Annotated in this window: 9 protein-coding genes; 5 read left to right on the top strand and 4 right to left on the bottom strand. The window is 70.3% G+C overall.

Annotated features, from left to right (window positions below):
• Positions 1-52: 52 nt before the first annotated feature.
• The 4 genes from IEY60_RS21150 to IEY60_RS21135 are packed head-to-tail and all read left to right on the top strand — an operon-like array spanning position 53 to position 7,089.
• Positions 53-4,879, top strand: a complete 4,827-nt coding sequence (locus IEY60_RS21150) for an ATP-dependent helicase (protein ID WP_189030902.1) — start codon at positions 53-55, stop codon at positions 4,877-4,879.
• 4 nt (positions 4,880-4,883) lie between these two features.
• Complete coding sequence (locus tag IEY60_RS21145; protein WP_189030900.1) at positions 4,884-5,663, top strand: Fpg/Nei family DNA glycosylase; 780 nt, start codon at positions 4,884-4,886, stop codon at positions 5,661-5,663.
• 32 nt (positions 5,664-5,695) lie between these two features.
• The gene (locus IEY60_RS21140) at positions 5,696-6,256 is read left to right on the top strand and encodes a TetR/AcrR family transcriptional regulator (RefSeq protein ID WP_189030898.1); all 561 of its coding nucleotides are present in this window, start codon (positions 5,696-5,698) and stop codon (positions 6,254-6,256) included.
• A complete protein-coding gene (locus tag IEY60_RS21135) occupies positions 6,256-7,089 on the top strand; it encodes an MBL fold metallo-hydrolase (RefSeq protein ID WP_189030896.1) in 834 nt (277 codons plus the stop codon). Before IEY60_RS21140 ends, IEY60_RS21135 begins: the two co-directional genes overlap by 1 nt.
• A 9-nt stretch (positions 7,090-7,098) precedes the next feature.
• Here the strand turns inward: IEY60_RS21135 and glpD are convergent, their stop codons facing one another.
• Positions 7,099-8,889, bottom strand: coding sequence for a glycerol-3-phosphate dehydrogenase (gene glpD / locus IEY60_RS21130; protein ID WP_229740002.1), 1,791 nt, complete (start codon positions 8,887-8,889; stop codon positions 7,099-7,101).
• A gap of 166 nt (positions 8,890-9,055) precedes the next feature.
• Here glpD and glpK point away from each other — a divergent pair, with 166 nt between their 5' ends.
• Entirely contained in the window at positions 9,056-10,552 is a 1,497-nt protein-coding gene (gene glpK, locus IEY60_RS21125) for a glycerol kinase GlpK (protein WP_189030894.1), read from the top strand.
• On the opposite strand, the gene IEY60_RS21120 is transcribed toward glpK, so the two are convergent.
• The 3 genes from IEY60_RS21120 to IEY60_RS21110 are packed head-to-tail and all read right to left on the bottom strand — an operon-like array spanning position 10,537 to position 13,524.
• Entirely contained in the window at positions 10,537-11,727 is a 1,191-nt protein-coding gene (locus IEY60_RS21120; RefSeq protein ID WP_189030892.1) for an NADH:flavin oxidoreductase, read from the bottom strand. The two genes, glpK and IEY60_RS21120, sit on opposite strands and share 16 nt — an antisense overlap.
• On the bottom strand, positions 11,727-12,296 hold the full coding sequence (locus IEY60_RS21115; RefSeq protein WP_189030890.1) for a TetR/AcrR family transcriptional regulator: 570 nt from the start codon (positions 12,294-12,296) through the stop codon (positions 11,727-11,729). Before IEY60_RS21115 ends, IEY60_RS21120 begins: the two co-directional genes overlap by 1 nt.
• A gap of 55 nt (positions 12,297-12,351) precedes the next feature.
• On the bottom strand, positions 12,352-13,524 hold the full coding sequence (locus tag IEY60_RS21110; protein WP_189030888.1) for an aminotransferase-like domain-containing protein: 1,173 nt from the start codon (positions 13,522-13,524) through the stop codon (positions 12,352-12,354).
• Positions 13,525-13,597: the final 73 nt, after the last annotated feature.

The raw sequence follows: 13,597 nt of genomic DNA, 5'->3' as shown, positions 1-13,597 counted from the left end.
CCGAACGCTCGCCTCGGCGGGATTGTCGGTGGCCCGGTGCACACTGAAACCTATGGATCGGTTCTCTCCCGCTACCGCGCAGTGGTTCGACGGGGCCTTCGCCGGGCCCACGTCGGCCCAGCTCGGGGCGTGGAAGGCGATCGCGGACGGGGAGCACACGCTGGTCGTCGCGCCCACCGGGTCGGGCAAGACGCTGTCGGCGTTCCTGTGGGCCATCGATCAGCTGGCCACGCGCCCTGCGCCGGAGCCTGGGACGCCGCGCGGAACCTCGGTGCTGTACGTCTCGCCGCTCAAGGCGCTGGCCGTGGATGTGGAGCGGAATCTGCGGGCGCCGCTGGTGGGGGTCACGCAGACAGCCAAGCGGCTGGGGCTCGAGCCGCTCGACATCTCCGTGGGCGTGCGCTCCGGCGACACCACACCGGCGCAGCGGCGGGCCATGCAGCGCACTCCGCCGGACATTCTCATCACCACACCCGAATCGCTGTTCCTGTTGCTCACCTCGGCGGCTCGCGAGACCCTGTCTCAGGTCAACACCGTGATCGTCGACGAGGTGCACGCCATCGCGGGCAGCAAGCGCGGCGCGCATCTGGCGTTGTCGCTGGCCCGGCTCGATCAGCTGACCGAGCGACCGGCACAGCGGATCGGGCTGTCGGCGACCGTCCGGCCGCCGGAAGAGGTCGCGCGGTTCCTGGTGGGATCGGCGCCGATCACCATCGTGCGACCGCCGGCGCCGAAGACCTTCGATCTGTCGGTGCGGGTTCCGGTCGCCGATATGACCGATCCCGGTGACTCCGACCAGCCGGGGTCGATCTGGCCGCACGTCGACGAAGCCATCGTCGACCTGGTGCTCGAGCATCGGTCCTCCATCGTGTTCGCCAACTCGCGGCGGCTGGCCGAACGGCTCACCGCGCGGCTCAACGAGGCCTACGCCGCCCGGCTGGGTGAGCCGGTGGACACCGAGCACGCGCCGCCCGCCCAGCTCGGGCCGTCCACCGAGGTGATCCACGGCGCCGACCAGCTGCTGGCACGCGCCCACCACGGGTCGGTCAGCAAGGAACAGCGGGCGCTCATCGAGGACGACCTCAAGAGCGGTCGGCTGCGCTGTGTGGTCGCCACCAGCAGCCTCGAACTCGGCATCGACATGGGCGCGGTCGACCTGGTGGTGCAGGTGGAGGCGCCGCCGTCGGTGGCCAGCGGATTGCAGCGGGTAGGCCGGGCCGGGCACCAGGTGGGCGAGATCTCGCGGGGCGTGCTGTTTCCCAAGCACCGCACCGACGTCATCCACTGCACCGTCGCCGCCCAGCGCATGCTCGCGGGCGAGATCGAACTACTCCAGATCCCCGCGCACCCGCTCGACATTCTCGCCCAGCAGACCGTCGCCGCCTGCGCGCTCGAACCCATCGACGTCGACGCCTGGTTCGACATCGTCCGCGCCACCGGCAGCTACGCGAACCTGCCCCGCTCGGCCTACGAATCCGTCCTCGACCTGCTCGCGGGCCGCTACCCCTCCGACGAGTTCGCCGAACTGCGCCCCCGCGTGGTGTGGGACCGCGACGCGGGCACCCTCACCGGCCGCCCCGGCGCCCAACGCCTCGCCGTCACCTCCGGCGGCGCGATCCCCGACCGCGGCATGTTCGCGGTGTTCATGGTCGGCGAAAAGGCCTCGCGGGTGGGCGAACTCGACGAGGAGATGGTCTACGAGTCGCGGGTCGGTGATGTCTTCGCGCTCGGCGCGACCAGCTGGCGGATCGAGGAAATCACCTTCGACCGGGTGCTGGTATCGCCCGCCTTCGGCCTGCCCGGCCGGCTGCCCTTCTGGCACGGCGACAGCCTGGGACGTCCGGCCGAACTGGGCACCGCCCTGGGCGAATTCGTGCGGACGGCGGGTCAGGTGTCCGCCGACGAGCTGTCCCGGATCGTCGCGGACATGGGCACCCGACCACCCGGATCGGCTGCGTCACAGGACAATTCGTCCGAACCCCGCAGCTCCGCCGTCGCGATCCACGAGCCCGCGTCCGACGGGAGCGAGAAGAAGACCACCCGTCCGCGTTCGACGAAGCGCGCGGAGAGCCCCGACGCCGCATCCGCCCGGCTGGAACAGCTCGTCCGCACCGCGGGCCTGGACCAGAACGCGACGGCGAACATGGTCGGGTTGCTCGAGGAGCAGCGCGCCGCCACCGGTCAGCTCCCCACCGACCGCACCCTGATCGTCGAGCGCTTCCGCGACGAACTCGGCGACTGGCGCCTGGTCCTGCACTCCCCCTATGGCACCCCGGTGCACGCACCGTGGGCACTGGCCGTCGGCGCCCGGCTGCAGGAGCGATTCGGCATCGATGCCGCGCCGACCGCCTCCGACGACGGCATCGTGGTGCGCCTGCCCGACACCACCGACGATCCGCCCGGCGCCGAACTGTTCGCCTTCGAGCCCGACGAGATCGACGACATCGTCACCGAACAGGTCGGCGGCTCCGCGCTGTTCGCCTCCCGGTTCCGCGAGTGCGCGGCCAGGGCACTGCTGCTGCCCCGGCGCGATCCCGGCAAGCGCGCACCGCTGTGGCAGCAGCGGCAGCGCTCGGCCCAATTGCTCGATGTGGCACGCAAATTCCCGGATTTCCCCATCCTGCTGGAAGCCGTCCGCGAGTGCCTGCGCGACGTCTACGACCTGCCCTCGCTGCGCGACCTGCTGACCAAGGTCGCCCGCCGCGAAATACGCCTGATCGATGTCGAGACCGCGAGCCCGTCCCCCTTCGCCAATGCCCTGCTGTTCTCCTACATCGGCCAGTTCCTCTACGACGGCGACAGCCCGCTGGCCGAACGCCGCGCCGCCGCACTGGCTCTGGACTCCAGCCTGCTCGCCGAACTCCTCGGCCGCGTCGAACTGCGCGAACTCCTCGACCCCGCGGTCATCGCCCTGACCGAACGCGAACTCCAGCGCCTCACCCCCGAACGCTGGGCCCGCGACGCCGAGGGCCTGGCCGACCTGTTGCGCCTGCTCGGCCCCCTCACCCCCGCCGAGGCAGCCGCCCGCTGCGTGCGGCGCAGCGCCGACGATGCAGCCACTCACCGCGCTGAACCGCAGGACAGCGATATAGACCTCGCCGACTCCGATGCCCCCACCTGGTTCGCCGAATTGCGCGATGCCCATCGCGCACTGGAGGTTTCGTTCGCGGGCGAGACCTGGTGGGTGGCGATCGAGGACGCCGCCCGCCTGCGGGACGCGCTCGGTGTACCCCTGCCGATCGGCGTGCCCGCGGCATTCATCGAACCCGTCCCCGACCCGCTCGGCGACCTCGTCGGACGCTACGCCCGCACCCACGCACCGTTCACCACTGCCGACGTCGCCGCCCGCTTCGGGCTCGGATCCGCGGTCGCCGCCACCGCCCTGCATCGGCTGCTGGCCGAGAAACGCGTGGTGGAAGGCGAATTCACCCCGGCGACCGCGGGCACCGAATGGTGCGACGCCCAGGTGCTGCGCCGGTTGCGGCGCCGGTCACTGGCCGCGGCCCGGCACGAGGTGGAGCCGGTGTCCACCGCCGCTCTCGGCCGCTTCCTGCCCGCCTGGCAGCACGTGGGCTCCGGCGAACTACGCGGCATCGACGGTGTCGCGACCGTGGTCGAACAGCTCGCGGGCGTGCCGATTCCGGCCTCGGCTTGGGAATCGCTGATCCTGCCGACGCGCGTACGCGACTACTCCCCCGCCATGCTGGACGAACTGATGGCGAGCGGCGAGGTCATCTGGTCCGGCCACGGCGCGATCACCGCCCGCGACGGCTGGATCGCCCTGCACCTGGCCGACCAGGCCCCCTTCACCCTGCCGCCGCCCGACGACATCGATCCCACCGACATCCAGCTCGGCCTCCTCGCGGCCCTGGGCGCCCCGCTCGAACCCTGGCCGCCACGCGTCGATCGGACGCCGACTGTCGACCAGGACAACCCGCGACGACTTCCAGCCACCTTGCACGGCGGCGGCGCCTACTTCTTCCGTCAGCTCTCCGACGCCACCGGTCTCCTCGACGACAAGGCCGTCGGCGACGCGCTCTGGCAACTCGTCTGGGCCGGCTACGTCTCCGGTGACACCTTCGCCCCGGTGCGCGCCCTCCTCTCCGGCACCGCACGCAGCACCACCGCCCACCGCACCCCGCGCCGAGCGCCCCGCGGCCGCGCCTACCTCCCGCGCCCGTCCATGCCGACCCGCACCGGCCCACCCACGCTGGCGGGCCGCTGGTCGATCCTGCCGGAACGTGTGCAGGACAACACCCTTCGCGCCCACGCCACCGCCGACCAGCTGCTCGAACGCTACGGCGTACTGACCCGAGGCTCGGTGCAGAACGAGGGCGTGCCGGGCGGCTTCGCGCTGATGTACCGGGTGCTCACCGAGTTCGAGGATCGCGGCCGGTGCCGCCGCGGCTATTTCGTCGACACCCTCGGCGGCGCCCAGTTCTCCACCACCGACACCGTCGACCGATTGCGCTCGTTCGACACCGACCGCAATACGGCCCAGCCCGGCGTCGCGCTGGCCCTGGCCTCCTGCGATCCGGCCAACCCGTACGGTGCCGCGCTGCCGTGGCCGAAGGGCGACGCCGAAGGCGGACACCGTCCCGGCCGCAAGGCGGGCGCCCTGGTGGTGCTGGTCGGTGGCGAGCTGGTGCTCTACGTGGAACGCGGCGGCAAGACCCTGCTCAGCTTCACCGAGGACCCCGGCCTGCGCCGGATGGCCGCGACCGCCCTGGCCGGTCTCGTGCACGACCGCAGGGTCGACGGACTGGTGGTCGACAAGATCAACGGAGAAACCGTGCACGGCAACACCTTCGCCGACGTCCTCGTCGAGGCGGGCTTCTCGATGACACCGCGCGGCCTGCGGCTGCGCAGGCAGGTGTAGCCGAATGCCCGAGGGCGACACCGTGTTCCGCGCCGCCGAGCGGCTGCGCACAGCACTGGCCGGGAAGACCCTCACCCGCAGCGACTTCCGGGTGCCCCGGTACGCGACGGTCGACCTGGTCGGCGATGTGGTGACGGAGGTCGGCAGCTACGGCAAGCACCTGTTCATCCGCACCGACCGGGTGAGCATCCACACCCACCTGAAGATGGAGGGCGTGTGGCGCGTATTCCACCGCGGCCAGCGGTGGACCAAACCGCCGGTCACCGCGCGGTTGGTGCTCGCCACCGACGAGTTCGAGGCCGTCGGCTTCGAACTCGGCAAGGTGCAGGTGCTGCCCCGCACCGAGGAACACACCGTCATCGACCATCTCGGCCCCGACCTGCTCGGCCCGAATTGGGACGCGGCCGAGGCCCAGCGCCGACTCTCCGAATACCCCCGCCGCCCCATCGGCCTAGCCCTGCTCGACCAGCGCAATCTGGCGGGCATCGGCAACATCTACCGCAGCGAGATCTGCTTCCTGCGCCGGGTGCACCCGGCGACCCCGGTCGGCGACATCCCCGACCTGCCCGCGCTGGTCGACGAAGCCCACCGCGTCCTCGGCAAGGCCGCGCACCAACCGCCCTGGCGACCGCTGGCCTACGGCCGAACCCGCCGCCCGTGCCAACGCTGCGGCACGGCGATCGTCTCCCGCCTGCTCGGCGAGGACGACCCGGCCGACCGCATCACCCAGCGCGAACGCGGCATCTACTTCTGCCCCCGCTGCCAGCCGGAGCCGACTAACTAGACCGGTCGTCATACTCGAGCTACGCTGAGACGGTGACTCCACGCACGGACTCCCGGCAGCGTTTCCTCGACGCCGCCGCCGACCTGTTCCACACCCAGGGCTACCACGCCACCGGCGTCAACCAGCTGGTCAGCGCGGGCGGCGCACCCAAGGGCTCCTTCTACTTCCATTTCCCCGGTGGCAAGGAACAACTCGCCGCCGAGGCCGTCGTCCAGTCGGCCGACGCGCTGCGGACCCTGCTCGAAGCAGCGCTCGAATCCGGGGACATCGACGGCGTGTTCACCGCACTCGGCACGATGCTCACCGACTCGAACTTCCAGCGCGGCTGCCCCATCGCCACCATCGCCCTCGACGCGGGCGACAGCGAGCCGATCCGGGAAGCCTGCGCCACCGGTTTCGACACGTGGCGCACCGCGATCGACGACTTCCTGCGCGCCAAGGGCATTCCCCGCGAGCGCGCCAGGGAGCTGTCCCTCGTGGCGCTGGCCATGCTCGAGGGCGGGCTGCTGCTCGCCCGCACCCGACGCGACCTCACCCCTTTGCGCGCGGTCGCCGACCATCTGCGCGCCACCCTCGAACAGGAGCTCTCCTGATGCGTATCCACCACATCGACGGCGGCACCATGCGCCCCTTCGGCGGCCGCCTCCTCGACGGCGTCGGCGGCATCACCCGCCGGGCCGAGATGGTCTGCCACTGCGTGCTCATCGAACTCGACGACCGCCTCGTCCTGATCGAGACCGGGATCGGCGAGGGCGCGGTCCGGCGCCCCGACGAATGGCTCGGCCGCCGCTTCATCCGGATGACCCGCCCCGTGCTCGACCTCGAGCGCACCGTGGCCCGCCGCATCGAGGCGCTGGGCTACCGCCGCGAGGACGTCACCGACATCGTGCTCACCCACCTCGATCTCGACCACGCGGGCGGCCTCGCCGAATTCCCGCAGGCCAGGGTGCACGTCTACGGCGAGGAATTGCGCGCCCTCGACGGCAAATTCGGCCCACGCGAGAAGTTCCGTTACCGCGCGGCGCAATTCGCGCACGGCCCGCGCTGGGAGAGCTACGACGAACTCGGCGAGCCCTGGTTCGGTTTCGGCGCGGTGCGCCAATTACGCGGTCTCCCAGCAGAACTGCTGATCATCCCGCTGGCGGGGCACACGCGCGGCCACGCCGGAATCGCGATCGATACCGGCGCCGGCTGGAAGTTCGCGGTCGGCGACGCCTACTTCCATCCCGGCCAGCTCGACCTGGAGCACCCGCACCAGCCGCCCGGCGCCGCGCTGTTCGAACGACTCGTGCAAACCGTCGGCCCCGCGCGGATCGACAATCAGGAGCGGCTGCGCGAACTGCTGCGCGGTCACGGCGACGAGGTCGAGGTGTTCAGCGCGCACAATGCCGTCGAACTGCGCGCGCTGCAGTCGGCGACCGTCTGACGCCGGTCCTCACCGATCCTGCGGGACCGGTTCGAGCAACTGGGGTCGCGGTTCGGGTGCCGCGGCCCGCAGCGCGTCGGCGGAGATGTCGTCGGGCTGGGTCTGCGATTCGATCTCGGCCCGCACCCGCGCCTGATAGGTGGACACCTCGCGGTCGATCTCGTCGGCGTCCCACCCGAGGACGGGCGCGACCAGATGCGCGACCTGCTCGGCGCAATGCGCGCCGCGATCGGCGTACTCGATCGAGATGCGGGTGCGCCGGGCCAGGATGTCGTCGAGGTGCAGCGCGCCCTCGGCGGCGGCCGCGTACACGGCTTCGACCTGCAGGTAGGCGGGAGCGTCGGTAATCGGTTGCAGCAGTTCGGGTTTGCCCGTTGTCAGCGACAGCACCTCGTCGACCACCGAGCCGTAGCGATCGAGCAGGTGCGTCATCCGGTACGGGTGCACGCCGTAGTGCTCGGCCAGTTGCACGGTCTGATTCACCAGGGCGAAGTAGCCGTCGGCGCCGAGGAGTGCGACCTTCTCGGTGATCGACGGCGACACCCGCGCCGGAATGTCCTGTGCCGCTTCGTCCATCGCGTCGGCGGCCATCACCCGATAGGTGGTGTACTTGCCGCCCGCGATGCTCACCAGACCGGGCGCGACGCGGGCAACGGCGTGCTCGCGCGACAGCTTGGAGGTCTCGTCGCTCTCCCCGGCGAGCAGCGGGCGCAGTCCCGCGTAGACGCCGTCGATGTCGGCCGCGGTGAGCGGAGTGACCAGCACTTCGTTCACCCGCTCGAGCAGGTAATCGATGTCGGCCTTGGTGGCGGCCGGGTGCGCGAGGTCGAGGTTCCAGTCGGTGTCGGTGGTGCCGATGATCCAGTGCGCGCCCCACGGGATGACGAACAGCACCGAGGTGGTGGTGCGCAGGATGATCGCGGCATCGCTGACGATGCGGTCCCGCGGCACCACGATGTGCACACCCTTGGACGCGCGCACATGGAACCGGCCGCGCTGCCGCGACAGACCCTGCACCTCGTCGGTCCACACGCCGGTCGCGTTGATCACCACATTCGCGCGCGCCTCGCCGGTACGCCCGTCCTCGGTGTCGCGCATCTTCACGCCGACGACCCGGTCGGCCTCCCGCAGGAACCCCACGACCTGCGTGGACGTGCGGATGACCGCGCCGTAATGGGCGGCGGTGCGAGCGACGGTCATGGTGTGGCGGGCGTCGTCGACGACGGTGTCGTAGTAGGTGACGCCGCCGATCATCGAATCCCGGCGCAGCCCCGGAGCCAGCCGCATCGCGCCGTGCCGGGTCAGATGATGCTGTCCGGGAACAGATTTCGACCCGCCCATGGTGTCGTAGAGAGTCAGGCCCGCGGCCACGTACGGCCGCTCCCACACCCGATGGGTCAGCGGATACAGGAAGCGCAACGGCTTCACCAGGTGCGGGGCCAGCGTCGACAGCGCCAGCTCGCGTTCCTTCAGCGCCTCCCTGACCAGTCCGAATTCGAACTGTTCGAGGTAGCGCAGGCCACCGTGGAACATCTTCGACGACCGGCTCGAGGTACCCGATGCCAGATCGCGGGCCTCCACGAGTGCGACCGACAGGCCACGGGTCGCCGCGTCGAGCGCGATGCCCGCACCGACCACGCCGCCGCCGACGACCAGGACGTCGAACTGGTCCTTGCCGAGGCGGGCCCAGGCGGTGCGCCGCCGTTCCGGTCCGAGCTGACCTGGCCCGAGCCGGTCCCGCTGGCCGCCCGCGACCAGTTCCCCGGGGTGCAGGAACGGAAATTCCGGTGTCTGCGACATGCTCGACTCCTCGCCGCCGACCGCGGAACGGCCGGTCCCAGCCGACAGTGGGTCGACGCCGGTGCACGCTCCCGGCGCCGCTGCGTACAAGTTAAACGTAGTGCTACCTCGCCGCTCGTGCTGGATTCGGCGGGGCGCGCCTCCCGCCTTTCGGTAACCTGCATCAATGCGTCGCTATGTGGCCGCCATCGATCAGGGCACGACTTCGAGTCGGTGCATCGTCTTCGACCGGCAGGGCCGGATCGTCGGGACCGCGCAGCGGGAACACCGGCAGATCTTCCCGAAACCGGGCTGGGTCGAGCACGATCCTGCGGAGGTGTGGCGCAATACCGAATGGGTGCTCGGCGCGGCGCTGGGCAACAGCGGCTGCTCGGCCGGTGACCTGGCCGCGATCGGCATCACCAACCAGCGCGAGACCACCGTCGTCTGGGATCGGGCCACCGGCGAACCGGTGTACAACGCCATCGTCTGGCAGGACACCCGCACCGATCAGCTGTGCACCGAACTGGCGGGCGAGCATGGCCCGCAGCGCTACGCCGAGCGCACCGGCCTGCCGCTGTCGACCTATTTCGCCGGACCGAAGCTGCGCTGGATCCTCGACAATGTCGACGGCGTCCGTGCCCGCGCCGAGGCCGGTGACCTCTGTTTCGGCACCATGGACAGCTGGGTGCTGTGGAAGCTGACCGGCGAGCACCTCACCGACGTCACCAATGCCTCGCGCACCATGCTGATGGATCTGCGCACGCTGCAATGGGATTCGCAGATCTGCGCCGAATTCGGCATCCCGATGTCACTGCTCCCGCAGATCCGCAGCTCCTCGGAGGTCTACGCCGAGATCACCGCGGGCCCGTTCGCGGGCGCACCGGTGGCTGGCATCCTCGGCGACCAGCAGGCCGCCACCTTCGGCCAGGCGTGCCTGTCGCCCGGTGAAGCCAAGAACACCTACGGCACCGGCAATTTCATGCTGCTCAACACCGGAACCACACCGGTGATCAGCAAGCACGGCCTGCTCACCACCGCCTGCTATCAACTCGGCGACCAACCCGCCGTGTATGCCCTGGAAGGGTCCATCGCCGTCACCGGTTCCCTCGTCCAGTGGCTGCGGGACAATCTGGGCATCATCGGCTCGGCCGAGGAGGTCGAACCGCTGGCCCGCAGCGTCGACGACAACGGCGGCGCCTACTTCGTCCCCGCCTTCTCCGGCCTGTTCGCCCCGCGCTGGCGCCCCGACGCCCGCGGCGTCATCGCCGGCCTCACCCGTTTCGTCACCAAGGCCCACTTGGCCAGGGCCGCACTGGAATCCACCGCGTTCCAGACCCGCGAGGTCGTCGTCGCCATGCGCGCCGACGCCGCCGCCCAGCAACTCGACCTGGAACTGACCACCCTCAAGGTCGACGGCGGTATGACCGGCAACGACCTGCTCATGCAGTTCCAATCCGACATCCTCGACGTCCCCGTCGTCCGCCCGGTGGTCCGCGAAACCACCGCCCTCGGCGCCGCCTACGCCGCAGGCCTCGCCGTCGGCTACTGGTCCGGCCTCGACGACCTCCGCGCCAACTGGACCGCCGACCACACCTGGTCCCCCACCATGCCGGACGACGAACGCACCCTGCGCTACAGCGAATGGAACAAGGCCGTCGAACGCACCTACGGCTGGGTCTGAGCGGCCCGCAGATCGGGGCCGGCCAGCACGCAGGTGGTGCGGCTGAAGATCGAGGGCATGCACTTGTTGCAGTGCGTACACAGCGACGGCGTCTGCTCGTTCTCCTGGATACGGAGCAGCAGATCGGGCTGGCGCAGCAGGGCACGTCCCATCGCGACGAACTCGAATCCTTCGTTCATCGCCAGCCGCATCGACTCGGCCGAGGCGATGCCGCCGAGCAGGACAAGCGGCATCTTCAGCTCGTACCGGAACTGGCGGGCCAGGTCCAGCATGTACGCCTCGCGGTAGGGGTATTCGCGCAGGAAGAAACGGCCGCCCAGCCGCATTCCCCAGCGCATCGGTCCGCTGAACGCCTTGGCGAAGGCCGCGCGCGGCGCATCGCCGTGGAACAGGTACATCGGGTTGAGCAGGGAGCTGCCGATGGTCAGCTCGAGCGCGTCGAGCGTGCCGTCTGCCTCGAGCCAGCGTCCGATCTGCAGGCTCTCCTCCAGGTGGAGACCCCCGACCACGCCGTCGTCCATGTTCAGTTTCGCCAGCACCGCGATCCGGCCGCCGACCGCCTCGCGCACCGCCAGCGCCACCTCACGAGCCAGGCGAGCGCGATTGGCCAAGCTGCCACCGTAGCCGTCGCGGCGGCGGTTCAGCAGCGGGCTGAAGAACGAGCTGATCAGGTAGTTGTGCCCGAAATGCAGTTCGACGGCGTCGAATCCGGCGGTTTCGGCGGTCAGTGCCGCGTCGGCGAAGGCGCGGATCACGCGCTGGAGGTCGGCGGCGTCGGGCCGGACGGTCCACGCGGTGCCCAGCGGGCTGAACAACCGGCTCGGCGCCAGCGCGGGCAGCCGGTTCGATGCCGCGTTGGCGACCGGCCCCGCGTGCCCGATCTGCGCGCTCGCGGCGGCGCCTTCGGCGTGGATGGCCGCGGTGAGCCGGCGTAGACCGGGCACCGCCTCCGGGCGCATCCAGATCTGGTGGCGGTCGGTGCGGCCCTCCGGGGCAACGGCGCAGTAGGCCACCGTTGTCATCCCGACCCCGCCCGCGGCATGCGCCCGGTGGAATTCGATCAGGTCATCGGTGACGAGCGCGTCGGGCGTACGGCCTTCGAACGTCGCGGCCTTGATCACCCGGTTGCGCAGCGTCACCGGTCCGAGCTGGGCGGGGGTGAATACCGTGTTCATCATGACTCCAAGCCGGCGGTGACGAACGCGCGCAGCGTGGTGACCGCGCGCGCGGACAGGACATGGTCATCGGCGAGCGGTGCGCCGAACTGGCCGAGAATGAGATCGAAGGCCAGCATCCAGCGCGTGCGCGCCTCATGCTCGGGCAACTCAGGGTGCTGCCGACGCAGCAGCTCGACAAAGGGGTCGAGCGTAAACCAGCGCTCGGTCCAGGCGATGTCCTGGCGGCCGAGCACCAGCCGCGACAGCAGCCTCAGATGCAACCGGCCGATCGGATCCGCCGCCAGCACCACCAGGGGATCGATGACCCCGGACACGCACTCCGCGACGGAGGCCCCACGTCCTTCGAGGCCTTCCATCGACGACTCCCACAGCGGACCGAGCCGACTCTGCAGCAGCGCGGCGACCAGCGCTTCCTTCGACCCGAAGTGGTAGTGCACGGCCGCCGGGTTCACCTCGGCAGCGGCACAGACCGCGCGGATCGAGACGCGCTCGTAGCCCGTTTCGAGGAGCAGGCTCTCGGCCGCTGTCAGCAGCCGTTCCCTGGTCGTGTACTCAGCTTGTCGCACCCAGCAAGTAGAACATGTTTCAATCGCTGATTCAATCAGTGATAGAAACCGGCAGTCACCGCGCAGCCGAAGCGAGCCTGTCGATCGCCGCGGCCAGCACGGCCTCGTCGGAGGTGGTGAAGCACAGGCGCATCGAGTTGCGGTACGAGTCCGAGACGGCGAAAGCTGCGCCGGGGACGTAGGCGACGCCGGCTTCGAGGGCCTTGGGAAGGAGGGCGGAGGTGTCGGTGCCGTCGGTGAAGTCGGCCCAGACGAACATGCCGCCCGCGGCGTCGGTGCAGCGGACGCGGTCGGTGAAGGTGGTGCGGACGGCGTCGACCAGGGCGTTGGCGCGGGCGCGGTAGGCCTGGCGGACCGAATCGATATGGGCGACAAGCCAATCGGTGTCGGTCAGCAGGTCGGCGGCGATCTGATGGGTGAGCGCGGAGCCGCACAGGTCGGCGCCCTGCTTGAGGAGTTCGACTGCGCGACAGACACGGTCGGGGGCGGCCATCCAGCCGACGCGCAGGGCCGGGGCCAGGATCTTGGAGACGCTGGAGAGGCGGATCACCTGGGGTGAATAGCTCGCGACCGGGTCGGGGGCAGGCTGGTCGAACCAGAGTTCGCCGTACGGATCGTCTTCGATGACCCAGAAGCCGTGCGCCTCAGCGAGTTCCGCGAGACGGCGGCGGCGTTCGGGGGCGAGGGTGACGCCGCCGGGGTTGTGGAAATTGGAGACGGTGTGCACGACGGCGGGGCGTTCACCCGCGATCAGCAGGTCTTCCAGGACGTCGACGCGCATGCCGTCGGAGTCCAGCGGCACAGCCACGATGCGCGCGCCCGCGGCCCGGAACACTTGCAGCGCACCGACATACGCCGGATCCTCGACGATCACGAGCGCACCGGGATCGAGCAGCACCTCGGCGAGCAGCGACAGCGCCTGCTGGGAACCGTGGGTGATGAACACCTCGTCCACCGGCACGGTGCGGCCGATCCTGGCGGTCTCCCTGGCCGCGATCACCGCGCGCAGTGCGGGCAGGCCGGGCGACTCGGTGTACTGCAGGACCGCGGCACCGGCCAGCGCGGACTCCGCGGCCACGGCGATCCGCTCGCGCGGCATCAGCGCCGCGTCGGGCAGCCCGCCCGCCAGGCTGATGACGTCGGCGCGCGCGGTGAGTTTGAGCAGGTCCCTGATCGCCGAGCTCTGCAGGCCCGCGAGCTTGCCCGCCAATGGAGTGGTCAGCGACATGGAAACCTCCGGGGTACACCAAGGGAAGCAATCATCCTACGATTGCATATCGCTCACCAGAATGTGAAATTGG

The organism is Nocardia rhizosphaerihabitans (assembly GCF_014646295.1).
GTDB classification, from domain to species: domain Bacteria; phylum Actinomycetota; class Actinomycetes; order Mycobacteriales; family Mycobacteriaceae; genus Nocardia; species Nocardia rhizosphaerihabitans.
The sequence above is the reverse complement of the archived record's forward strand: the minus strand, read 5'-3'. Positions and strand labels throughout refer to the sequence as shown.